The 23,483-nt window shown below is 49.9% G+C and carries 27 protein-coding genes; 18 read left to right on the plus strand and 9 right to left on the minus strand.

Annotation, left to right across the window (positions count from 1 at the left end; genetic code table 11):
* Positions 1–387 precede the first annotated feature (387 nt).
* Positions 388–897, plus strand: coding sequence for a C40 family peptidase (locus BZG76_RS10975; RefSeq protein WP_025744890.1), 510 nt, complete (start codon positions 388–390; stop codon positions 895–897).
* Here the strand turns inward: BZG76_RS10975 and BZG76_RS10980 are convergent.
* Positions 888–1,484, minus strand: coding sequence for a DNA-3-methyladenine glycosylase I (locus BZG76_RS10980; protein WP_077461380.1), 597 nt, complete (start codon positions 1,482–1,484; stop codon positions 888–890). The genes BZG76_RS10975 and BZG76_RS10980 overlap by 10 nt on opposite strands.
* Positions 1,485–1,680: 196 nt before the next feature.
* Between BZG76_RS10980 and folM the strand changes: the two genes are divergently transcribed.
* From folM to BZG76_RS11040, 12 genes are all read left to right on the plus strand, one after another.
* Positions 1,681–2,379 (plus strand): dihydromonapterin reductase, encoded by a 699-nt coding sequence (gene folM, locus BZG76_RS10985; RefSeq protein WP_077461381.1) that lies wholly within the window; start codon positions 1,681–1,683, stop codon positions 2,377–2,379.
* Between the two features lie 22 nt (positions 2,380–2,401).
* Positions 2,402–2,767 (plus strand): dihydroneopterin triphosphate 2'-epimerase, encoded by a 366-nt coding sequence (folX, locus tag BZG76_RS10990; protein WP_021024263.1) that lies wholly within the window; start codon positions 2,402–2,404, stop codon positions 2,765–2,767.
* 112 nt (positions 2,768–2,879) lie between these two features.
* Positions 2,880–3,419 (plus strand): cytochrome b, encoded by a 540-nt coding sequence (locus BZG76_RS10995; RefSeq protein WP_077461382.1) that lies wholly within the window; start codon positions 2,880–2,882, stop codon positions 3,417–3,419.
* A complete protein-coding gene (locus BZG76_RS11000) occupies positions 3,416–3,985 on the plus strand; it encodes a YceI family protein (protein ID WP_077461383.1) in 570 nt (189 codons plus the stop codon). Before BZG76_RS10995 ends, BZG76_RS11000 begins: the two co-directional genes overlap by 4 nt.
* Before the next feature lie 131 nt (positions 3,986–4,116).
* Positions 4,117–4,800: an HAD family hydrolase gene (locus BZG76_RS11005; RefSeq protein ID WP_077461384.1), complete on the plus strand. Its 684-nt coding sequence runs from the start codon at positions 4,117–4,119 to the stop codon at positions 4,798–4,800.
* Between the two features lie 154 nt (positions 4,801–4,954).
* Complete coding sequence (locus tag BZG76_RS11010; RefSeq protein ID WP_077461385.1) at positions 4,955–5,857, plus strand: metal ABC transporter substrate-binding protein; 903 nt, start codon at positions 4,955–4,957, stop codon at positions 5,855–5,857.
* A complete protein-coding gene (locus BZG76_RS11015; protein WP_077461386.1) occupies positions 5,844–6,725 on the plus strand; it encodes an ATP-binding cassette domain-containing protein in 882 nt (293 codons plus the stop codon). The genes BZG76_RS11010 and BZG76_RS11015 overlap by 14 nt, the downstream gene beginning before the upstream one ends.
* A complete protein-coding gene (locus BZG76_RS11020) occupies positions 6,722–7,567 on the plus strand; it encodes a metal ABC transporter permease (RefSeq protein ID WP_077461387.1) in 846 nt (281 codons plus the stop codon). Before BZG76_RS11015 ends, BZG76_RS11020 begins: the two co-directional genes overlap by 4 nt.
* Positions 7,564–8,445, plus strand: a complete 882-nt coding sequence (locus BZG76_RS11025; RefSeq protein WP_077461388.1) for a metal ABC transporter permease — start codon at positions 7,564–7,566, stop codon at positions 8,443–8,445. Before BZG76_RS11020 ends, BZG76_RS11025 begins: the two co-directional genes overlap by 4 nt.
* Positions 8,446–8,609: 164 nt before the next feature.
* Positions 8,610–8,852 (plus strand): type II toxin-antitoxin system ParD family antitoxin, encoded by a 243-nt coding sequence (locus tag BZG76_RS11030; RefSeq protein ID WP_077461389.1) that lies wholly within the window; start codon positions 8,610–8,612, stop codon positions 8,850–8,852.
* 797 nt (positions 8,853–9,649) lie between these two features.
* A complete protein-coding gene (locus BZG76_RS11035; protein ID WP_021024253.1) occupies positions 9,650–9,931 on the plus strand; it encodes a type II toxin-antitoxin system Phd/YefM family antitoxin in 282 nt (93 codons plus the stop codon).
* On the plus strand, positions 9,928–10,218 hold the full coding sequence (locus tag BZG76_RS11040) for a type II toxin-antitoxin system RelE/ParE family toxin (RefSeq protein WP_077461390.1): 291 nt from the start codon (positions 9,928–9,930) through the stop codon (positions 10,216–10,218). Before BZG76_RS11035 ends, BZG76_RS11040 begins: the two co-directional genes overlap by 4 nt.
* Before the next feature lie 140 nt (positions 10,219–10,358).
* Here the strand turns inward: BZG76_RS11040 and BZG76_RS11045 are convergent, their stop codons facing one another.
* Positions 10,359–11,258: a LysR family transcriptional regulator gene (locus tag BZG76_RS11045; RefSeq protein ID WP_077461391.1), complete on the minus strand. Its 900-nt coding sequence runs from the start codon at positions 11,256–11,258 to the stop codon at positions 10,359–10,361.
* Between the two features lie 129 nt (positions 11,259–11,387).
* Here BZG76_RS11045 and BZG76_RS11050 point away from each other — a divergent pair, with 129 nt between their 5' ends.
* The 4 genes from BZG76_RS11050 to pcp all read left to right on the plus strand — a co-directional run bounded on the left by BZG76_RS11050 (position 11,388) and on the right by pcp (position 14,538).
* Positions 11,388–11,816: a CidA/LrgA family protein gene (locus tag BZG76_RS11050; RefSeq protein ID WP_077461392.1), complete on the plus strand. Its 429-nt coding sequence runs from the start codon at positions 11,388–11,390 to the stop codon at positions 11,814–11,816.
* Positions 11,817–11,822: 6 nt separating this feature from the next.
* A complete protein-coding gene (locus tag BZG76_RS11055) occupies positions 11,823–12,533 on the plus strand; it encodes an LrgB family protein (protein WP_028569767.1) in 711 nt (236 codons plus the stop codon).
* Between the two features lie 133 nt (positions 12,534–12,666).
* Positions 12,667–13,806, plus strand: coding sequence for a peptide-methionine (R)-S-oxide reductase MsrB (msrB, locus tag BZG76_RS11060; RefSeq protein WP_077461393.1), 1,140 nt, complete (start codon positions 12,667–12,669; stop codon positions 13,804–13,806).
* Positions 13,807–13,893: 87 nt separating this feature from the next.
* Positions 13,894–14,538, plus strand: a complete 645-nt coding sequence (gene pcp, locus BZG76_RS11065) for a pyroglutamyl-peptidase I (protein ID WP_077461394.1) — start codon at positions 13,894–13,896, stop codon at positions 14,536–14,538.
* A 92-nt stretch (positions 14,539–14,630) separates the two neighbouring features.
* Here pcp and BZG76_RS11070 read toward each other — a convergent pair whose 3' ends face one another.
* From BZG76_RS11070 to BZG76_RS11080, 3 genes are all read right to left on the minus strand, one after another.
* Entirely contained in the window at positions 14,631–15,362 is a 732-nt protein-coding gene (locus BZG76_RS11070) for a glutamine amidotransferase-related protein (protein ID WP_077461395.1), read from the minus strand.
* A gap of 65 nt (positions 15,363–15,427) precedes the next feature.
* The gene (locus tag BZG76_RS11075) at positions 15,428–16,171 is read right to left on the minus strand and encodes a lipoate--protein ligase family protein (RefSeq protein WP_077461455.1); all 744 of its coding nucleotides are present in this window, start codon (positions 16,169–16,171) and stop codon (positions 15,428–15,430) included.
* A 38-nt stretch (positions 16,172–16,209) separates the two neighbouring features.
* Positions 16,210–16,593, minus strand: a complete 384-nt coding sequence (locus tag BZG76_RS11080) for a cytochrome b562 (RefSeq protein ID WP_021024242.1) — start codon at positions 16,591–16,593, stop codon at positions 16,210–16,212.
* A 166-nt stretch (positions 16,594–16,759) separates the two neighbouring features.
* On the opposite strand from BZG76_RS11080, the gene BZG76_RS11085 reads away from it, so the two are divergent.
* Positions 16,760–17,527, plus strand: coding sequence for a siderophore-interacting protein (locus tag BZG76_RS11085; protein WP_077461396.1), 768 nt, complete (start codon positions 16,760–16,762; stop codon positions 17,525–17,527).
* A 108-nt stretch (positions 17,528–17,635) separates the two neighbouring features.
* Here the strand turns inward: BZG76_RS11085 and BZG76_RS11090 are convergent, their stop codons facing one another.
* From BZG76_RS11090 to ppiC, 4 genes are all read right to left on the minus strand, one after another.
* Positions 17,636–19,795: a S9 family peptidase gene (locus BZG76_RS11090; protein WP_077461397.1), complete on the minus strand. Its 2,160-nt coding sequence runs from the start codon at positions 19,793–19,795 to the stop codon at positions 17,636–17,638.
* Positions 19,796–20,049: 254 nt separating this feature from the next.
* Entirely contained in the window at positions 20,050–21,399 is a 1,350-nt protein-coding gene (locus BZG76_RS11095; RefSeq protein WP_077461398.1) for an alpha-amylase family protein, read from the minus strand.
* 222 nt (positions 21,400–21,621) lie between these two features.
* On the minus strand, positions 21,622–22,785 hold the full coding sequence (locus BZG76_RS11100) for a GGDEF domain-containing protein (protein WP_077461399.1): 1,164 nt from the start codon (positions 22,783–22,785) through the stop codon (positions 21,622–21,624).
* Positions 22,786–22,942: 157 nt separating this feature from the next.
* Positions 22,943–23,224: a peptidylprolyl isomerase PpiC gene (gene ppiC / locus BZG76_RS11105; RefSeq protein WP_021024501.1), complete on the minus strand. Its 282-nt coding sequence runs from the start codon at positions 23,222–23,224 to the stop codon at positions 22,943–22,945.
* Positions 23,225–23,483 lie beyond the last annotated feature (259 nt).

Raw genomic sequence — 23,483 nt, forward strand, 5'->3', positions numbered from 1 at the left:
GCCCTATACCAAGCAAGACAATCGTCGTTACAGAAAACAAAAAACAATTGATTTATCTGCATTGATGACTTAAACAACGTGAAAACAGCATGGGTAATAATGATAAAAGAGTAAATAGTGCAAGAGCGCACCAAAAAAGGGACGCTTCTCTTTATTTTGTTCAAGAGAAGAATTCAGAGAAAAAAACGCTTTAAGTACTTAAAAGGCGAAGAAACCAAAGGCATCGTGATGAAAAAAAGAATAAAAAACATCTAGCAAAATTGTACTTGCACTTTTCTAGTGCAAACTCAAGGATGAGGTATAACGTGTGATTAGTCTTTACATCAGCGGATGATAATGGCGATATACTAGCTCTAACTTTGCGGTATGATTAGGTGAGCCGTATTTATGAAAACGCTGACGCTTACTCAATTCACTAGACAAGTAATGATATTGGGGCTTATTGCCCTATTGCAGGCAGGCTGTGCAACGCAGCGTGACGCCGCAACGACAGCTGGCATGCCTAGTTCGGACAAAACGATTAGCGATCAAGCGCTAGACCAAGTACTTACCCAACTTTATCGTCAGTGGCAAGGCACCCCTTATCGGTGGGGAGGCACCTCACGCCAAGGCATCGATTGCTCAGCGTATACGCAACGCGTCTATCAAGAAGCGCTCGCCACGCCACTACCGCGCACCACCCACGGCCAAGCAAAAACCGGCTATGCCATTGACTATCAATCCGCACGACAAGGCGACCTGGTGTTCTTTCATATCCGCCCAGGCTTGCGTCATGTTGGTGTTTACCTTGGCGAGCAGCGATTTATGCATGCGTCAGCTTCCAAGGGCGTGACAGTGTCACGAATTGATAATCCTTACTGGCAAGCGCGATTCTGGCAATTCCGCCGTTACTTCTGAGTGTGCGCTTTCACCGAATCGGCCAGTTCGCAACAGGGTTGATACCGCGGACACGTGACGACATGATCATTGACCATGCCCAGCGCTTGCATCAACGAATAACAAATGGTTTCTCCCACAAATTTAAAGCCGCGCTTTTTCAAAAAACGGCTCATGGCGCGTGACTCGTCCGTCGCCGTGGCGACATCGGCATCCGATTGGTGATGGTTTACAATGGGCACACCGTCGGTAAACTGCCAAATCGCTCTAGCCAATGATCCGTACTGTTCCACCAGCGTTACTGCAGCCTTGGCATTGGTAAACACAGAGGCCACCTTCAGTCGATTACGGACAATCTCATGGTTGGCCATGATCTCAGCAATATTTGGTTCAGCCACCGCGGCAAGCTGATAAAAATCGAAGTGAGAGAAAGCGTCACGATAAGCCTGCCGTTTTTCCAGTATTAGCCGCCAATTTAATCCTGCTTGCGCGCCCTCTAAACAAATGAACTCAAAGATCGCTTGATCATCAAATGTCGGTACGCCCCACTCGGTATCGTGATACACACGTTCAGATTCACTGTACTGCGCCCATTGGCAAATTTTCATCTTTTTTCCCTTCTTCAAACACGACATCGGGTGTCAATTTTGTTGCTTATGGCACGAAATCAGCGAGTTAACTGGGTAAATGCTATCGTTATGTGCAATATAACGCTATCTTTGATCGCGATAAGTGCATGAAACGTAATAGAACCGTTAATCCTTGTTATTGATGCCATTCATACATAAATGCAAAGGGACACGCGTGACAAAAAAGCATATATTGATTACTGGCGCCGGACAGCGCATTGGCTACGCACTCGCCTGCCACTTTCTCAATCAGGGTCACCAGGTAACGTTATCTTATCGTTCCGAGCGCCCTCAAGTGGCCGATTTAAGGGCGCGGGGCGCGCGTTGTTTGCACGCAGACTTCTCAACGGATGAGGGCGTTTATTCCTTCATTGACCACATTGATGCTTTAAATCCCACTTTCGATACATTGATCCACAATGCGTCATCTTGGGACAGTGAGAAACACAGCCAAGATATTGCATCGCTGTTTGATAACATGATGCAAATCCATGCAAAAACACCTTATCTCATCAATATGGCCGCGCCTCGCTGGATGCAACAGGGTGATATTATCCATCTCACCGATTATGTCGCGCAAAAAGGCAGTGCCAAACACACCGCTTATGCTACCAGCAAAGCTGCGCTCGAAAATCTTACCCTCTCGTTTGCACAGAAAATGGCACCATCAATCAAAGTGAACAGTATTTCACCAGCATTAATCATGTTTAATGATGGCGATGATGAAGCCTATCGAGAAAAAGCACGCCGTAAGTCACTATTAAGATCGGTCCCCGGTGAGCAAGAAGTGGTGAATGCATGCGAATTTATCCTTGCGAGTCAACATATGACTGGCCAATCCATCAAACTTGATGGCGGCCGCCATCTTATCTAACTTTCGTGACCAGGAAACGACTATGAACGACGCTGTGATTAAAATAACCAACCTGCGCCTACGTACTTACATTGGGTTTAATCCTGACGAGCAGGAGAAAAAACAAGACGTAGTCATCAATGTCGAGATTCATTATCCAGGCCACAAGGCGTGTGAAGAAGACAACGTTGATGATGCACTCAATTACAAAGATATAACCAAAGCGATTATTGACTATGTTGAGAACGGACGTTTTCTCTTACTCGAAAAGCTGGTTGCGGGTGTTTTAGAGATTACACGTGATCATCACTGGGTGCGCTACGCACAAGTGACCATTGATAAGCCGCATGCACTCAGATTTGCCGACTCTGTCTCATTAAGCCTAAGCTGGACCGCTAGCGAGTCGTAACACCGCACAGAGTTCGTTAGAATTATTCGAACATCATGTTCAAGGTGAACAGCTTCTATATTGCCGTTCACCTTATATACTGTGTTGGATTAGTAATTGGGAGCGGGAACAAATGACACCGAAAAATAGCTACGATCGCGTTATGCGTACGCTACACTGGCTATCGAGTCTCGTTATCGTTGGCCTTTTCGCTGTCGGATTGTGGATGGTCGACTTGAGCTACTACAGTAGTTGGTATCAAACTGCGCCACACTGGCACAAATCGATAGGCATATTACTGGCGATAACGACTGTTGGTCGACTTGTGTGGAAAGCAACACACACTATGCCCACCGTTGAAGGTAAGGCTTGGGAACGTAAAGCGGCAACAGCAGGCCATCATACTATTTACCTGCTCCTTGCCACACTGTTTGTCTCTGGATACTTGATCTCAACCTCAGACGGACGTGGGATTGAAGTATTCACCTGGTTTACCGTGCCGAGCGCAGGGGAGCTGTTTCCCAATCAATCAGACATTGCTGGCGATATACACTACTACGTCGCCATCACCTTGATTGTGTTAGCAGCAGGCCATGCCATTATGGCACTTAAACACCATTTTAAAGATAAAGACAATACGTTACGGAAGATGATCGGAGGAAACCCGAAATGAAAAAACTCATGTTAGCCATGGGAATGAGCGCCGCGACACTCTTATCTGGGCCTGCACTGGCAGACACTTATATGATTGACACCAAAGGCGCACATGCCTCGGTCAACTTCAAAGTGCCACACCTAGGTTACAGCTTTACCAAAGGTCGTTTTAATACGTTTGACGGCCAGTTTGAATTCGACCCAGATAACATTGGCGCATCAAGTGTGTCGGTGACGATTGATACAACCAGTATTGATTCTAACCACGCTGAGCGTGATAAGCACATTCGTAGCGGTGACTTCTTGGATGTAGGCGAATATGGCCAAGCGTCCTTTGAAAGCACCAACGTAACCGACAACGGCGACGGCTCAATGACCATTGCAGGCGATCTCACTTTGCATGGCCAAACCAAGCCAATTGAAATCGACGCTGAACTCGTCGGTCACGGTGAAGATCCTTGGGGCAACTACCGCGCTGGCTTTATGGGTAACACCCGCCTGGAGCTAGAAGACTTTGGTATTCCCACTATGGGCCCTGCCACATACGTTGATATGGAGCTGCACGTAGAAGGCATTCGCCAGTAACTTGCTAGACTCAGTAAACTAAAAAAGCCTTGGCCACATGCCAAGGCTTTTTTGTCGCATCAACACTGAAACCTTTTCGTCATAGTCTCTAGTTACGATGGCGGCAATAATACAGAAAAATTAGTTTAGCTATGACATTACCTATTAACATTGCATTCTTCGACTTAGACGAAACCCTGGTCGCTACCGACACCAAACAAGCGTGGCTGGAATACCTTTGCCAGTGCAATCTCGCCCCGCAAAACGTGGTCGAGCAAGAGAAGCGGGCGTATTTGGATTTTAAAAAAGGCCGCATCAACCTTGAGCAATATATGCAAGTGCAGCTGATCCCGGTAAAAGGAAAATCGATTCAAACCGTGGCTGCTTGGGCCACCGACTTTATCGATCAGCACGTCGCTCCCGTGGTGGTACCACAAGCATTAGCGCGTATCGAGTGGCATCGCAACCGCGGCGATCACTGTGTGTTAGTTTCCAACACCGCCGCCCACCTAGCGCGTCCGATTGGCAAACTGCTCAAACTCGATACCGTGATTGCGATTGAGCTTGAAACATTAAATGGCGTATATACGGGCAGCATATCGCATTGCGTGCGTGATTATCGTGGCAAGCACGACTACATGCAGGCATGGCTATCTGACCGTCATGACACTGTCGGCCACACATATGGTTACAGTGACTCGCACTGGGATGTCCCCTTGCTTGAGCAAGTCGACAGCGCCTTTGCCGTCAATCCCGACCCGCACTTAAGCCTGCACGCGCAGAAGAAAGATTGGACCATTATGGAATGGGCGCGCTACGACACCATTCGTGATTAGTAAAAGATCACAGGAAACGTGACGACAGGGCGCCTCGTGTGCCCTTTTTACCAACACCCACTTGAGAATGATTATCATAACCGTTATCTTTAAAGTATGATCGGCTGGCGATATCGCGCCGTAGTCACATGCATAATGAACGAGATTAACGCTTATGAGAAAACACCTGCTAATTATTGCGGCGCTCTTGCTCTCTCCGATGGCGCACGCCGACCAATTAAAACACGCGGACAAGTTAAAAGTGGTGACCAGCTTTACCATTCTCGCGGATATGGCTGGCAACGTAGCGGGCGAGCATGCCGAGGTAGTGTCGCTCACTAAACCCGGCGCGGAGATCCACAATTACCAACCCACTCCAGGAGATATTCTGCGCGCGCAAGATGCGGATGTGGTGATGTGGAACGGATTAGGCTTAGAGCGCTGGTTCGAACGTTTTTTCCAGCACATTGATAAGGTACCGAATGTGATCTTATCTGAGGGAGTGGCGCCAATTGTGATTGCCTCGGGCCCGTATCGTGGCAAACCCAACCCGCACGCGTGGATGTCTCCTTCTGATGCAATGCAATACGTTGATAACATTGCGCAAGCTCTGATTAAATACGACCCTGCCAATCAAGCTCATTATCAAGCCAATGCCAAGGCCTATAAGGCAAAAATTCAAGCTGTGTTCGCGCGTGCGCAAGACGCGCTATCCGCTGTCCCTGAATCCCAGCGTTGGCTAGTAAGCAGTGAAGGCGCTTTTTCCTATCTGGCGCGAGATTTGAACCTCAACGAAGCCTATTTATGGCCTATTAACGCTGAGCGTCAGGGCACACCACAACAAGTTCGCGCGCTGATTGATACCGTGCGAGAACACCAAGTGCGTGCTGTGTTCTCCGAAAGTACCGTGTCTGATGCGCCTGCCAAACAAGTCGCCGTGGAAACCGACGCGCGCTATGGCGGCATTTTATATGTCGATTCGCTCAGTCAAGCTGACGGACCGGTGCCTGATTATCTATCCTTACTGACAGTGACCACAGAAACCGTGTTAGCGGGGTTGCGCCATGACGCACTATGATTTAACCGATGGCACGCCCAGTGTGTTAGATGTCAACGAGGTGCGTGTCGTCTATCGAAACGGCCTGTGTGCCCTTGAGCACGCCAGCTTCTCGCTGCCAGCGCAAACCATCACTGCCTTGGTGGGTGCCAATGGCAGCGGCAAATCCACCTTATTTAAAGCGATCATGGGGTTTGTGAATCCCGGCAGTGGCAGCATTGCGGTGAACGGCACTCCCATTAAGCAAGCGCAAAAAGCAGGCTTGGTCGCTTATGTGCCTCAATCCGAAGAAATCGATTGGTCATTCCCCGTGTTAGTAAAAGATGTAGTGATGATGGGCCGCTACGGCAAGATGTCATTTATGCGTCGCCCCAAAGCGGCGGATCATCAAGCGGTGGATGAGGCCTTGGCCCGGGTGGATATGACAGCCTTTCGCCAGCGCCAAATTGGCGAACTGTCCGGCGGACAGAAAAAGCGCGTCTTTCTCGCCCGCGCGCTGGCTCAGCACAGCCCGCTGATTTTACTGGATGAGCCCTTTACTGGCGTAGATGTCACCAGTGAAGAGTCGATTATGCGTTTGCTGCTCGAGCTCAAAGACGAAGGCAAAACCATTTTAATTGCCACCCATAACCTTGGCACCGTGCCCGACTTTTGCGATCGCACCGTGCTGGTCAATCGCGCGGTGGTGGCAGGCGGGCACACCGAGCATGTGTTTACCACCGAGAACCTGAGTGCCATTTTTGGCGGCAAACTGCGCCAGTATGTGATGCCCAGTGAGAAACTCCACCAAGATGCCGATCCGCGCGAGCTATCGGTCATTTCCGACGATGAACGACCTTTGGTGGTGTACGGCAAGCGCGAACAAAGCGCGCAGGAGCGGCGCGAATGAGCTTACTCGATCCCCTCGCCTATCAATACATGCAAAAAGCATTGCTGGTCACCACCTTGATTGGCGGCGTGTGCGGCTTGCTCTCGGCTTTTTTGATGCTCAAAGGTTGGTCGCTGATGGGCGATGCCCTCTCCCATGCGATTGTACCGGGCGTTGCCGGCGCTTATATGCTGGGCTTGCCCTTTTCACTCGGCGCCTTTGTTGCCGGCGGCATGGCCGCGAGCGTGATGCTGTTTTTGCACCAACGTAGCCAGATAAAACAAGATGCGATCATCGGTTTAATCTTCTCGAGCTTTTTCGCCTTCGGCCTCTTTTTGGTCTCGATTTCGCCCGTCGCGGTCGATATTCAACAAATTATGCTGGGCAACTTGCTCGCCATTGCCCCGCTCGATGCGATGCAAATGCTGATCATTGCCTTGGTGAGCCTCACCGTGCTGGCAGTGAAATGGCGTGATTTTATGCTGACCTTTTTCGATGAAAGCCACGCCCGCTGCATTGGTTTACCTGTGGTGGGGCTTAAAGTGCTGTTTTTTGCGCTGCTCAGTGCTTGCACCATGGCGGCTCTTAAAAGTGTCGGTGCCTTTTTGGTGATTTGCTTAGTGATCGCCCCCGGCGCCACCGCCTATTTACTGAGCGATCGCTTCGGGCCCGTGTTGGTACTGAGCGGTGTCATTGGCACACTCACCTCGCTATTTGGGGTGTACATCAGCTATTTCGCTAACCTTAACGCCGGCGCACTGATTGTGTTGGCCCAAGTGGGACTCTTCTTAGCTGCCTTTGTGTTCGGCCCCAAACACGGGATCCTCGCGCGGCGCGCCAAACGTCAGGAGGCACTGCAATGAATCCGTATCAACTGACTTTTATGCAAGATGCTCTGCTAATGGCCGTCTTGGTGGCACTACCCTGCGCGCTGCTTTCATGCTATTTGGTGTTAAAAGGCTGGTCATTGATTGGCGATGCCGTGGCACACGCGGTGCTGCCGGGATTGGTGCTAGCAAACTTGTTTGGCCTGCCGCTGATTGTCGGCGCTTTTGCCGCGGGCTCCGCATGCGCCACCAGTGTGCATTGGCTCAAACAAAATAGCCGTGTGAAAGAAGACACCTTACTGGGGATTGTGTTTTCTGGCTTTTTCGCGCTGGGGCTGATTTTGCAAGGCCAATTCCCGTCTGATTTGCACCTTGATCATATTCTATTTGGCAACCTGTTGGGGATTAACCACCAACAGCTGCTCACCGCCGCCATCACTGGCTTAGTCGTGCTTGCGCTGGTGCTGCTTAAAGGGCGAGATTTAATGCTGCTCTCGTTCGACCCTGCACAAGCCAGCGTGCTCGGACTCCCCGTACAAAAGCTTCACTGGCTCCTGCTCTCGGTGATGATTGCCACCATTGTGGCGGGCTTACATGCCGTGGGGATTATCTTAGTGGTAGCGATGTTGATTGCACCGGGCGTCACCGCCTTTATGCTCAGCAAACAATTTAGCCGCATGTTATGGATTGCCTGTGCAATTGCCTTGGTCACCGCCGTAGGCGGCGTCACCCTCTCGTTTTACCTCGACAGCGCGCCAGGCCCGACCATTGTATTGCTACTCACAGGCTGTTTTGTGGTGACCTTTGCATGGCAACAATATCAAATCCACCGCAACCAAAAGCGCCCGCAACCGACGCGCCAAACCACAAAAGCAACGCGCTCTGCCACCACCCATTCAGCGCAATCGCACTAATCGGCTTCGCGACGGATACAGCAACACCCCATCCTCAGCAGTGCGCGAGAAGAGCTCGCGCACATTGCTCGTCGCATAGGTTTTATCGCCCATGGCCGTCATCTTGCCTTCACGCACGCCAAATACCATTATTAGGTATACATTGGTATCAACGAGCTCTAACCATGGCAAAGAATACAAGTATTACCCTAGGTGAACACTTCGATGGCTTTATCGCTAGCCAAATCGAAACGGGGCGTTACAGCTCGACAAGTGAAGTCGTTCGCGCCGCACTGCGTTTACTCGAAAACCAAGAGACAAAACTGCATACACTGCGTCAACTTCTCGTGGAGGGCGAACAGAGTGGCGATGCGGAGTATGACATCGATAACTTTATCCACGAAATCGATGCCGAAGACACACAATGAAGCCATTTACGCTGACTATCGCCGCCAAAACGGACATACTAAAGTCGTTCTAATCGCGCACTTCACCCCACCAACCCAATTCGCTCCTTGTGTTCTAACCAACTTCTTGCACCCACCTCACAAAATATGGCTTACCTAACACTTTGGACAATAGCGCACGAAAAACAAAACAGCCCTTGATAGACTAATCCCAAATCTACCCACTCAATAGCGTGTTAGGTGCCGACAACTAACTGGCGGTAGCATGGAAAAACACAGGATGGTTAACCTGTGTATCGGCCAGATAAACGCAAAGCGGTCGTTTTTATCCGTGACAGGTGCACACTTTCCCAGAATGGATGATTAAAAGCGTCGATTAGTTAATCGGTTACATATTAACGCTTGGGGATAGTGTGAATACTGGAGCAGAGATACGCGGCGGGCACACTTTCGCGGAAGAGCAGTATCCATTAGAGGTGATAAATTCTCCTGGTAACAGACAGTTAGGTAGAAAACAGTGCGTATAACGGTTTTGGGAGATCGCCAATGCGCGCTAATACAATGTCAAGGGGGAGGAGCGAGTAAGTGGCTGCAGAAGATAAAGAAAGCTTCATTCGGTGGCAAAGTATTACGCGAGACTACTTTTCGTCCGCACCTAACCTTGTGCTTGTTATCTGCAGGTCTTCTGGCATTTTTATATCGTACAGATGTGGTCATAGCCAATGCCCATTAACACAGAATCAACTCCAACTCCTTGCTCAAAACGGTTAACTGAACTATAATTTGTACGTTATTTTGTACTATTTTTGGAGTTCAATATGAGTCGTATTCATTTCGATCAAGATATTCAGCCGTTATCTGAATTTCGTGCAGGTGTAGCTTCTTACATCAAACAAATCAATGAGACTCGCCGTCCATTGGTCATCACACAGCATGGCAAAGGTGTAGCTGTTGTTCTCGATGTTGCAGAGTATGAAGCAATGCAAGAGAAGATCGAGTTACTGGAAGAAATGCGTACAGCTGAAGCTCAATTAGCTTCAGGCCTTGGTGTTTCAAATGATGATGCTCGTGCTCAAGTACTGGGGCGCATTAAGAAATGAAAGTAGTTTGGTCTCCATTAGCGCTTCAGAAATTAGGCGATGCAGCGGAATTTATTTCTTTGGATAATCCACCTGCGGCGGAAAAGTGGGTAAACGAAGTTTTTGACAAAACTGAACTACTTGGAAGTATGCCTGAAATGGGGCGCTTTGTTCCTGAAATGCCCAATACTAATAACTATCGTGAAATAATTTTTGGTCACTATCGTATTATCTATAGCTTAAGCCATGAGATCCGCGTACTAACAGTTCGTAATTGTCGTCAAATGTTGTCGGAAGATGACGTGTAAAACTGTGTTATAACGAGTATGTCGTCAATCACTAAATTTTAGCGAGTTTCTTCGTCCCACATCACGCTGTCTCTATGCATCGAATTTAAGATCCCCACCATATTGCGTACTAAAAGGCGTTGTAGATCAAAGCGCTGAGTCTATCGATGCACCTCTGTCGACTGACACAACTGCATCCAAGCCTCGGCGGTGCGTGAGACATAGCGCTCGCCGTGCCAGACTAACCCCAGTTGCCATTCAATCGCCGGGCTTATCGGTTTCACTAGTAATAACTCACTGTCTTCCAAGCTGGCGCTGAGGCGCTGGCACAAGGGCGCGGGTAAAAACGCTACCCCAGCACCACTTTTCACTAAGGCGGCTAAAAAGTCCCACTGACTGCTACGCGCGGCAATGGTGGGCTGATAACAGTGCTCTTCACAACGGGCAATAATCCGATCGCTTAGAGTAAATTCAGCGCTATATAGATAAAACGGCTCGTCTTTGACTGCCTGCCACGTCAGGCTTTTTTGCGCACGCCACGCGGCTTGATTAGGCAGCACTGCATAGATGGGGTGAGTTTGTAAGGGTAAGCTTTGCAAGCACTCAGGCTGGGTGTCGGTGAGCATGGTGATTGCCACATCAATCTCACCATTGATCAGCGCTTGTTCGGTGCGCCGCCCTCCGTATTCGACAATACTGAGCGCGACATTTGGGTAGCGTTGGCGGTACTCACGCAGCACATTGGCATACAGCGGCCCTATCATCGGTGGCATCCCTAATCTAAGCTGGCCGCGCGCCAGTTGGTTGAGATCGTCGAGCTCGGTATTTAGCTGCTCGAACTCAGCAATAATGCTCTGCGCACGCTGATACACCACCTCTCCAGCATCGGTTAACCAAAACCGCCTTCCCTCTCGGTGCAACAATGGCTGACCCACATCTTGCTCAAGGTTACGCACCATTTTACTGATTGTCGGTTGCGTCACATGCAATGACGCCGATGCGGCAGTAAAGCTCTGCTTTTCCACCAAAGCAATAAAATAGCGCAACGCACGAATATCCATAAACGGCCCTTAAAAGCTAATCGTCAACCATGCCATTTTGGCATAGTTTAAATAAAAAAAAGTCACTTTATTCACTCTCTGCTAAGACGTAAACTATGAGCCATCTCACAGATTCTTGGCACGCCTTCGATGCAATTGATTAAAAACGCCTTACTTACCCTACTACAAGTCTTTGTCCTTGCTGGCATTTGGTTCTTGTCTGATTGGTTGGTCACCACCTTTGCTATTCCACTACCGGCCAACCTCACCGGTATGTTGCTGTTATTAGGCGCATTAATGTTGAAAATTGTCCGTGCCGATTGGTTGCGTCGCGGGGCAGCCTGGCTGTTAGCCGAGATGTTACTGTTTTTTGTGCCGGCGGTGGTGGCGGTGGTCAACTACCAAGATTTATTGCTGCAAGAAGGCGGTAAGATCATGGTTGTCCTGATTCTAAGTACCGCGATGGTGATTGCGTCAACCGCTTGGGTGGTCGATAAAGTGTATCGTTTTGAGGTTAAAATGGCACGCCGCCGCAGTAACCACCACGCGCACCACCCTGATCTAAAACCGGAGTGCTAAGCCATGATGTCTGCTTTACCGACTTGGCTTCATGCCTCGCTATTGAGCGTTACCTGCTTTTTAATGACCCTTGGCTTTTATTACATGAGCAAATGGCTGTATCGCCGCCACCCCTCCATTCTGGTGATGCCATTGTTGCTCGCGCCCTTGCTGATTGTCGCGGTGGTGGTTGGGTTTAAGATCCCGTATCAAGACTACATGGCGCAATCTTACTGGCTGCTGTGGCTGCTGGGCCCGGCGACTGTGGCGTTTGCGATCCCTGTGTATGATAACCGCGCGCTCATCCGCCGCCATTGGTTGTCACTGTCAATCGGTGTGACTGTATCGGTGCTGGTCGCGATTACCAGTACTGTGGTGTTAGCGCGGGTGTTTGAGCTGTCTGAACTGCTGCAACGCAGTTTGGCGATGCGCTCAATTACTACCCCTTTTGCCGTGGAAGCCACCAAAGCGATTGGCGGGCAAAGCGATCTCACCGCGCTGTTTGTGGTTCTCACTGGCGTAATTGGGATGGCAATCGGTGAAAGTATTTTGACCGTGATTGCGATTCGATCACGCTTGGGACGCGGCGCCAGTTTGGGTGCATCGGCCCACGGTGCCGGTACCGCTAAAGCGTATCAAATTGGTCACGAAGAAGGAGTAGTATCTAGCGTGGTGATGATGATTGCCGGCATGGTCACTGTGTTACTTGCACCTGTGTTAGGCCAGTTGCTTTGGTGATCCTAACCGCCTTATTGATCCTTGTATGACTTTGTACGCTATCTATTGCTATCAATAAAAAATGAGTGAGTTGATGAAAGTTTCTGCGCAGTAAGCAGGTCTTACACGGACAAACTCTGATAACGAGGCAATAATGAAACAGCGTAAGTCAATTTGGCGAGTCATCGCGTTCACAGTATTCAGTTTGCTATCGATAGCAAGTTATGCGGCGGTGAAAGATACCGCCACTACAGACCAAGGCTACCAAAAAGCGACCCTTGCCGGCGGTTGCTTTTGGTGTACAGAATCTGATCTTGAAAAGCTCGACGGCGTGATTGATGTGGTGTCTGGCTACTCAGGCGGTGAGCTTGAAAATCCAACCTATAAAGAGGTCTCGTCCGGCACCAGCGGGCATATCGAGGTAATTGATGTCACCTACGATCCCAACTTGGTGAGTTATGAGCAGGTGTTAGACCAGTTCTTCCGTCATATTGACCCCACCGATGACCAAGGCTCGTTCGTTGACCGCGGCCCGCAGTATCGCCCCGCGATCTTTTATCGATCTGAAACGCAAAAACAAATTGCTGCCGATTTTATGGCGGAAATTGGCGCGTTAGGCGTGTTCATAAAGCCGCTCAAAACCGAGTTGATCCCATTCGAGAAATTCTGGCCAGCAGAAAGTTATCATCAGGATTATTATAAAAACCACAGCGTACGTTACAGCTATTATCGCTACGCATCGGGTCGCGATCAGTATCTGGACGAGATTTTTGGTGACGATCGCAAAGACAACCCGGTCACCTTGCGAGAAATGATCGATGCGCAAAAAGCGGAGGATAAGACATCAACGAATAACCGCTACTCGCGCCCCTCGGATGAAAAAATCCGCGCGATGTTGTCAGACATAGAGTACGAAGTCACCCAAGAAGATGGCACTGAACCCGCGTTCCAAAACCCGTATTGGGACAACAAGCAAGTCGGTATTTATGTCGATATCGTTTCGGGCGAGCCGCTGTTCTCCTCCACCCATAAATACAAATCCGGTACCGGCTGGCCAAGCTTTACGCAGCCCATCGATAAGCAGTATGTGGTTACCAAACCGGACAACTCGCTGTTTTTCAGTCGCACCGAGGTGCGTAGTAAGGTGGCGGATTCGCACCTTGGCCATGTGTTTGAGGATGGTCCCGCACCCACCGGCTTACGTTATTGCATGAACTCAGCCGCAATGCGCTTTGTGCCCGTCGATAAAATGGCCGAGGCAGGTTATGAGAATTACCTCTACCTGTTTGAATAAATCTTCCTTTGCGTACGTCCTTTGCGTGATTGGCTTGGAAACCTGCGGTAGAGTAAAGCTCTACCGCTTTTTTACGCGAGGCATTGGATGCACACGATATTGATAACCGGATTTGAACCGTTCGGCGGCGAGAGTGAAAACCCATCTTGGCAAGTGGCACAAGCATTAGAAGGCTGGCAGCCCAATGAGGAGTGCATCGTTAAAGCCGTGCGCCTGCCCTGCACCTTTGACGATAGCTTACCGACGTTACACAGCGCGCTAGAATCACTCAGTCCGGTGATGGTGATCGCCCTTGGCCAAGCCGGTGGCCGCGCCGACATAAGCTTAGAGAAGGTAGCGATCAATTATCAGAACGCGCCCATCCCGGACAACGCCGGTAAGCAGCCGCATGGCACGCCGGTGGTGCCATCTGGGCCCAACGCCTATTTTTCTACCTTACCCCTCAACCGTTTAGTGAACGCATTAAACGAAGCCCATCATCCTGCCAGTATGTCTTACACCGCGGGCACCTTTGTGTGTAACCACGTGTTTTATGGCTTGATGCATGCGCTGGCTCATCACACCGAGGTACGCGCCGGCTTTATTCATATTCCCTACAGCCCAGCACAAGCGTGCAAACACCGCGCCCCGAGCATGCCGGTGGGTGATGTGGTAGCAGCGATGAAGATAGCTATTGAGTTGAGTTTATTGGATGATGATGCCACTACCGTGTGTGAAGGCATGTTGCACTAACACGCGTTAGATGGCGCTCAGACGATGAAGCTCAAACAATGACGCCTAGCAGCGGAGCACAGTTACGGTTACCGTGCTCCTAACCTAATCGCTTAAAACAGCCACTCAGTGACGAGATCGTTGTCGGTCAGCACGCTATCGAGAAAGGCAAACAAATGCGCATTCATCGGTGCCGTATCAAAGGCGCGAATGGAGGCAGGGTCTTGAATAAAGCGCTTGTTAGCGACCTCGCCCTCTGGATAGGCGGCGTGCAATAAGCCTTCAACCGCCAGAGGTGTCAATTCAAGGTGGCATTGAAAGCCATATACCCGTGGTCCGTACTTCACGATCTGGCGCGGACAGCCTTCGCTGCTAGCCAGTACACGACTATTGGGTGTCAGCCCCGGCATATCATGGTGCCAATGGCCCACAATTTCTTGCGGCGCGAAGTGCGGAATGTGCTCGTCGATGTGGCCATCTTCGGTTAACTGGATGGGGAAATAACCAATCTCTGGCTCGGGGCTTTTCTGATACGACGCGCCCAATGCCTCACCAATCAGTTGCGCGCCGAGGCAAATCCCTAATACTGCACTGCCTTGTTCAATGCACTGGTTTATAAGTGCTTGCTCGCGCGGGCTATCAAAATGTGGGTATTCAGACTGTGGCGTATCTGGACTTTGCGGCCCGCCGAGTACCACCAGCAGATCAATGCCTTCACCGGTTTCCGGCAACGGCTCGCCCCGATACAAATGACTGGTGGTCACATGATAGGCACGCTCGTCACACCAATCTAAAATGGCTCCCGGGCCTTCAAACGCCTCGTGAATAACAAGATGGACGCGCATTCCTCACTCCTTGGGATTTGTTTTAGGCATGACTGTGCTAAAGCATACTATATTGAGCCGCGGCCTCAAGCCTTGCCCACCACGAGTGGCGGGCGCGCCATAAACGCTTGAGTCAACAACTGAAACAGCTGCTCGGTTGCCGGCAGTTCATCTAAGTGCGCAGCTAAAGGGGTATGCACCTCGGCCTCAATGCGATCGGAGTGACCACAAAGCCGATTACACAGCGATACAGGGGCAACAATATGTTGGCAATCGGCATCAATCAGCAGGCAAGCCTGCGCCAGCATCACCGTTTGTTTGGCTGCGCCCATGCCTGCACCCGCGCCTAAACGCAGAATACGTTGAGCGGTTCCCACCACTTTTTTGCCGGCAATATTGAGGTTGTAGTCACCATCACAATACGATCTGGGCGTATCACCCACCGTGGTCGAAATGCCTAACTGATGGAAAAAATACTGTAAAATGGTACAAAAATACTGGTAAGCCGTCTGGATATGATACGGCGTGTTAGCCGGCCACACCGTCAGATAAGACACGTTAATCACGCCGGGCAGTTGTGGCACCGGCGCACCGCCAGTTCGGCGGCTCTGTACTTGCCACCCTAACGACGATAATGCGCGGCGTAATTCAGGGGTTTGTGGCCATTTTTGGCCCGCCGGCAGCACCAAGGTTTGGGCGTCTGGCTGCCAAAGCAGTAATGCCTCGTTGAACTCGCCCTGCTCTATCCGACGGATCAGCGCCTGCTCTTTATCGAACGCAGACGCCACCGACAGCGAGGGATAACGCAAAATCGTTTTTTGAGTCGCCATCATGCACCTGCTGTCGTTATATTCCTATTATTCGGCTGTTAACCGAACAAACGCTGCCAAATGCTTGGGTTGCGTTTGTCGTGATACTCTTCACGCAAGGCATCGATTTGGCGCATGCCCTGTTGTGCCTTATCGAGGTCGCCTTCGCTCAGCGCGGCATCAATTCCCTCTACCGTCACCGCCAGTTTATCGAACCCTTCCATGAAGGTCTCTGCTTTTTCCGGTGGATAGCTGCCCGCTTTGGCTTGCGCGATCAGGGTTTCCAGTTTGGCGACCGGTGCTTGCATCGCTTCGATGCTTTGTGCGCTCGCCGCCTCTTTGAAGGTCATTTTCATTTCTTTCATGATCGGCTTGAGCTCAGAGGCTGAGACATTCAGCGACAGCAACACCGCCACCGCGCCCATAAGTATGACTTTCTTCATTTTTGCTCCATGTGATTGTTTTTTAGTAATAATAATGCGCCATTATATTACTCACTTCTCACGGCATTGCCTAGCTAAGAAGCGTAAAACAATGTAAAGCACTTACACATCTCGCATCCAGATGGTATGATTAATTGTAAATGATAATGATTTTAAGTCAGAAAACATGAAACAGCCGAACTATCACCTCACGCACGTTATTGATACCCAAACCGTCACACCCAATATGCAACGTTTGACCTTACAAAGCGACGCTTTCGCGGCGTTCCCCGCTGACTGTGAAGGCGGCTACATCAAGTTACTGTTTGATAAAGCGGGCAGCACGGATCTGAGCGGAGTAGCTGAAGGCGAGCGCCCCGTGATGCGCACCTACACCATTCGCCGCTTTATGCCTGGCCAGCAGCAAATTGAAGTGGATATGGTTCGCCACCAAATCGAACGAACCGACTGTGGCTTTGCCGCGCGCTGGGCACTGAATGCCCAAGTGGGTGATACCATTAACATTGCCGGCCCTGGAACGATTGCGCCGATTAATCGCGACGCGGATTGGTTCTTTATGGTTGCCGACATGACCGCGTTACCGGCACTATCAGCCAAGATCAAAACCCTACCTCGCGATGCCAAAGGCTATGCGGTGATCCAGCTCGATACCGCGGAAGATGCCCAACCACTCGACGCCCCCGCAGGCATGGAGATTATTTGGCTAACCACCCCGACATTGGCCGAAACGGTAAAAGCACAGCCTTGGTTAGCCGGGCAAGTGTCCGTGTGGTGTGCCTGTGAATTTGAAAGCATGCGCGCAATGCGCCAATATTTCCGCAATGACCATGACGTCGAGCGTGAATTTATCTACATCAGCAGCTATTGGAAAAATGGCGTGACTGAAGAAGGCCACAAAGTGATCAAGCGCGAAGATGCGGAGAATAATCAGTAGGCCTAAACACCTTTTTTCACCTGCAGTGAGCGTGCTTATCGCGTCTCTACCCGCATAAAAAAAGCGCCGATATCGGCGCTTTTCTCGTTTAAGGGGGTTACCCTTTGATTATTTTGCTTGCTTATCGAGCAAGTCGAAGAAGAAGGCATATTCCAATGCATCTTCTTTAATCCGCTTAAAGCGCCCCGATGCGCCGCCGTGGCCGGCTTCCATGTCGGTTTTAAACACCAGCGTATGGTTGTCGGTTTTCAGCTCACGCAGTTTCGCGACCCATTTCATCGGCTCAAAGTACTGCACTTGTGAGTCATGCAAGCCTGTGGTGACCAACAAGTTGGGGTAGTCTTGCGCGGTGACATTGTCGTACGGTGAATAGCTAAGCATGTACTCGTAGTAGGTTTTGTCGTTGGGGTTGCCCCACTCGTCATACTCGTTGGTGGTCAGTGGAATTGACTCATCCAACATGGTGGTGACAATATCCACAAACGGCACATGCGCGGCCACTCCTAAATACAACTCTGGCGCTTGGTTGATGATTGCCCCCATTAGCAAGCCACCTGCTGAGCCGCCGACGGCAAACACCTTGTCTTTATCGCCATAGCCTTGCGCGGTGAGCGCTTGGGTCACATCAATAAAGTCGTTAAAAGTGTTCTTTTTGGTCAGCTTTTTACCGTCGTCATACCAAGGGCGTCCTAGCATTTCAGAACCGCGAATATGCGCAATCGCAAACACAAAGCCGCGATCCAACAGGCTTAAACGCGTGGTGGAGAACGTGGGCTCCATGGTGGCGCCGTATGAGCCGTAACCGTATTGATAAATCGGGTTGGTACCATCTTTTTTGAAGCGGTCTTTACGATACACCAAAGACACAGGCACCTGCGCACCATCACGCGCGGTGATCATCACCCGCTCTGACTGGTAGTTGTCCGGATTAAACTCACCCAGCACTTGGTTTTGTTTGAGCATTTCACGCTCGCCCGACGCCAAATCAAACTCGTAGTAGGTGCCCGGTGTGGTCAAGCTGGTGTAGTACACGCGCACCGCAGAATTGTCCATTTCCGCATTGCCGGTCAGGTAAGACGCATAGGCCGAGTCGTCGAACGTGAGCTGATATTCCTCTCCAGTGGTGAGGTTACGCACCGTGGTACGCGGCAAGCCATTTTCGCGCTGCTCGTAGACCAAGTGGTTGTCGAACAAGGTGAAATCAACCAGCTGCACTTTATCATTTGGCGCGATCACATCTTGCCATTGGCTGCGATCGTCACGCTCGCTTTGGTGTACCTTCATCAAGCGGAAGTTGACCGCTTGGTAGTTGGTATAGATGTAATACCACTCGCCACGCTTCGCCACTTCATATTCGATGCCGGTTTCTCGCGGATAAAACGCTTGGGCAGTAGCATTCGGATCATTGGCATCCACGAGCGATACGCCGCTGGTTTCGGTGCTGGCGTGCCAAATAAAGATTTGCTCACCGTCTTTGCTTTTGCTCAAGCCGGTGTAGTAGCTGGTATCCGTTTCTTCGTATATTAACGTATCAGCGGATTGTGGGGTGCCCAAACGGTGGCGATACACCTGATATCCCAGCAAGGTTTGCGGATCTTTTTTGATGTAGTAGAAGGCTTGGTTGTCGTTCTGCCACACAATACTGCTCGAGGCGCCTTCGACCTTATCATCGAGGTACTCACCGGTGGTGAGGTCTTTGACTTGAATGCTATAAACGCGGCGGCTGAGGGTATCTTCCCCATAAGCTAATAGGTTTTCGTTTGGACTGACGCTCAGTTGGCCAATGCTGTAAAACTCATGCCCTTTCGCGAGCGCGTTGACATCCAAAATCACCGTTTTGTCGGTGCCCGCAAAGTCTTTCGCACGCACATAGGTGCGATATTCATCGTCGCCTTCCACTTCACTGGAATAGAAATAACTGCCTTTTTTGACGGGAACCGAGGCATCGTCTTTGACGATACGCCCTTTGATTTCATCGAATAGCTTGTCCTGCATTGGCTCAGTGTGTGCGAGCACCTGATCGGCGTAGGCGTTTTCTTGATTAAGATGGGCGATCACATCAGGATCTTGGCGTGCATCATCACGCATCCAATAGTAGTTATCCACGCGCGTGTCGCCGTGAATGATCATTTCATGAGGGATTTTTTTCGCGACAGGCGCACTCAGTTCGCCTGGGCTGGAAGCTTTCACGTGTGACTCTCCTTGAAAACTGCACCCTGAGAGCAAAGACACCGCCAGTGCTCCGGTGAGTAAAATGTGTCGGGACATACTTTTCCTTCAGGTTTATTTAGCCATAACAGTAATTTAACAAACAAGCATCCTATTAATGACCTGAGGGCATCAAGCAAGTTCCAATCAATAATGTTCTTTTTATCGTCCGCCAAACGACTCACAGTCTAATGCGTCCTGAGTGCAAACATCATTGTTTTTAGCTTTAAACAGCAAATTACCGCGTTTTAGCCGTGTGGGGTTTAATCATCGACACCCACCGTAGGTGCAAAGAACGGCAGCTCGCAACAGCATTACGCCGGCACAAGCATCATCGCCGATTGGGCTGCAACATCAATATGTTGCTCGCTCGAGACCGTGACGCCCGTCAGCAGATCAGTCCAATCATTTTCCAGCGTCACTGAGAGTGATTGAGGATTGAGTGATTTATTTAACACCAATATTCCTGCGTCTCCCCGCTTTATCACCAACCGATCATCGGTCGCTTCCAAGACACGCATGGGCTCACCATGGGTCAAATTATGGAAGGCGATCATTTGCACCATCTTTGGATCTTTCCACGCATTTTGCCAACGTGGTTGGCCGTCTCCCCCTTTGATACCACTGGTATCAAGATCGGTATAAATCAGTGGCACGCCACCATCGCGCCCCAAGATATATGCATAAGCCAACCACTCGCTCGCTTCGTCCATCACCAAATCCAAGAAAACATCATTGTTGGGAATGTCATGGGTAATGGCAAAAGTAATTGCACGCCCTCGTGATAACGCTTGGCCAAAGCAGTAAGGGTCAATCAAAGATTTGAGGCTGCCTGCGTTGGAAAAAGCCTGATAAAGCGTTGAGAACAGCGGAAAGTCGTAGGCACCTAAACATGTTTCTTGTAAATAGGGAGCCAGAAAGAGTTCATACTCTTCTTTGCTTGCGCCACCGTCTGTGATGATTTCGCCAAAAATATGCGCATCATGGGTAATATCATCGGTCCACACGCGTTTGAGGTGCTCTAAGGTCATGTGCTTGGCCGCATCAATCCGAAAACCTTTCACGCCAATTGCTTTTAACGCCTTAAGATAGGCACGTTGCTGCGCGATCACATGATCACACACCCGCAGTGTCGGCAACCCCGGATCGCTAGGTCCGCCACTAATGCGCCCGTTTTGTACTTGCCAGGTGTCTTTCCAATCTTGTATGCCAAACGCATCGACGAAGTCCTGCTCAGTAAACAGTGGCTGAGATAAGTCGCCAAATAATGTCAGTTCGCGATAGCGTTCTTCATGGGTTTGATAGGTTACCATCACCGTTTGGCTTGGATAATTCAAGTCAGTGCGAGCATGCGCCTCATTGGCCATATGATTGAAAACCACATCGACGTACGTAAACACACCAACACGGTTTAACGCTGCAACCATCGCTTTAAAGTCCGTGGTGTTTCCGAGCGCATTTTCAATTACACGATAATCTTGCGGCTGGTACCTTAGCCACCAGCGTTCATCTTGCTCGCTTTTCATCGGAGGGGACACCAGCACCGAGCCATATCCTAGCGCGCTGATCTCTGCCGCGCGTTGGGCAATATCTGCGTACTTCCAATCAAAAGCATGCAAGATAACATTGGCTCCTGATGATTGGGAGCCTTGTAAGCCATTCATGTTTCTCTTTTCATCGCGTTTAGGCATCGACCGTGACCCTGTTGTTGATGGGCGAATTCAATAGTCAAAATTATAAACGCTATACACACGCCGCCCTCCTCCTTTGGCCGCATCTATGAGGATGATAAGCGAGGCGTAGTCAGTGTTTAGCTAAGGATTAAGCAACCCTCGTTAGTCTATATACGGATGTCATCGCAGTGAGGAGAGAAATTGGATGGTTCTTCAAGCCGGTTCGCAACCGACATTTGCCAAACGATAAACCGTGGAATTATAGACTTTATCGGTGTTTTTACCTTCATACTTGGCACGATAAAGCGCATCATCGGCTTGCGCCAACAAGCTATCAATATCAAGCGCCTCATCGGTGGTGGTGACGCCTATGCTCGCCGAAAGGGCTATCTCAAGCGCCAAACGATTACTTCGAATCGTTTGCAGTAATTCATCAGACAGCTGCTGCGCTCTAGCACTGTCACAGTAAGGCAGCACGACCGCGAACTCCTCTCCCCCCAAACGCCCAACCACACCTTGCTCATCAATCACTTGCTCGAAAACATCTGCGCAGTGCATCAGTACTTTGTCTCCCACCGAGTGGCCGAATGAGTCATTAATCGCTTTAAAATCGTCCAGATCAATCATCAGCACACTAATGGGAAACGCGCTGTCATCCACGCGCTTTTTTGCTTTAGTCAGAAAAGCACGGCGATTTAACAGTCCCGTTAAACTGTCTCGGGTCGCTTCGCGGTGGAGTTTCTCGTGCACGCGCTCCAGCTTATAAAGAAAGATAATCAGGGTATTGATCACGCTATAGGCGATGCCCGACAAAATCAGCCCTGCTTGTAATAGCGAGGTGCCCAGTAGTTGCGTAAATAGATCAGGATAGAGATGTGCAAATGTCGCCCTGCCTACATAGGCAACACTGAATCCACCCATCACCATGATGAGCCAACGCTTTAAACGCTGGCCCCCTATGTTCGTACTACTCACGATGGTGTGTGTCATCAGCCCTAACTGCATACTGACGATCAAACTCGCGTAAACCACACGACTCCCGATGTCATCAAGGTATGACGACATCGATACAACAGACAGAATAACAGGTAGCACCAACTGCCAACGCGGTACGTCGCGCGCAAAAATTTGCCCCAACGCCCAGTGGCTGAACGAAAATGACACCATCACACAGGCATTGTAAAAAACGATCCCTAAATAAGGGTGAAGGTGAGGACGGGTAAACAAGAATAGGTTGCTAAAGCCATGAATAAAAAGCGAGAGTGCCCTTCCGTTAATCCCTGGTTCTTTGCGGTTTTGTACCAATAGAAAACCCGCTAGCAGCCATTGGATTGCAGTCAGAGTAATGAGCAGTGTCGGAGCATCAAGTTTGAACATCAGAGATACGTTAATTAGGGCGTGCTTTAACTTTACCACTTAATCCGTGGCCGTTTACCGGCAATCAATGTGCGCGGCTTCAATTTCTGGCGGTTAATCTTTATGACAGTTYCAGCGTCTTCGCGCCGATGCTATCCATAGATCGTGAGCGATAGGATTAGTTGCGATACAAGACTTTGATAATGTGCCAGCCGAATTTGGTTTTTATCGGCCCAAGCGGACGCAATAACTCACCACTGAATACGGCTTTATCAAAAGGTGGTGCCATGTCACCGCGACGAAATTCGCCTAGATCACCGCCTCGCTTACCCGAGGGGCATTGCGAGTACTTCTTCGCGAGCGTTTGGAAGTTTGCACCTTTTCTAAGCTGGTCTAGCAAAGAAGTTGCTTGCGATTTGTCTTTCACCAATATATGAAGGGCTGCTGCTTTTTTGGCCATCAGGACGTCTCGTAAAATTAAAGCCGCTTAGTATATCGGATTTCTTCCGCTGGATAACAAAAATTGTAAGGCGACCAGAGCCGACTTACACGGAGGGAACCCAGGCAATGATATCGGCGAAGATGAGGATTAGCACAAAAATCAGCACATATTCATTAGAGGTGGAAACATAAACTAGAAAAAAACTCCCTCCCCCGGCCTTTTTAATGCCAGCTCTATCCAATTTCGTCATTCCCGACTGCTTTTGATTGCTATCTAT

This window comes from Salinivibrio sp. AR647 (genome assembly GCF_001995415.1).
GTDB lineage: Bacteria > Pseudomonadota > Gammaproteobacteria > Enterobacterales > Vibrionaceae > Salinivibrio > Salinivibrio costicola.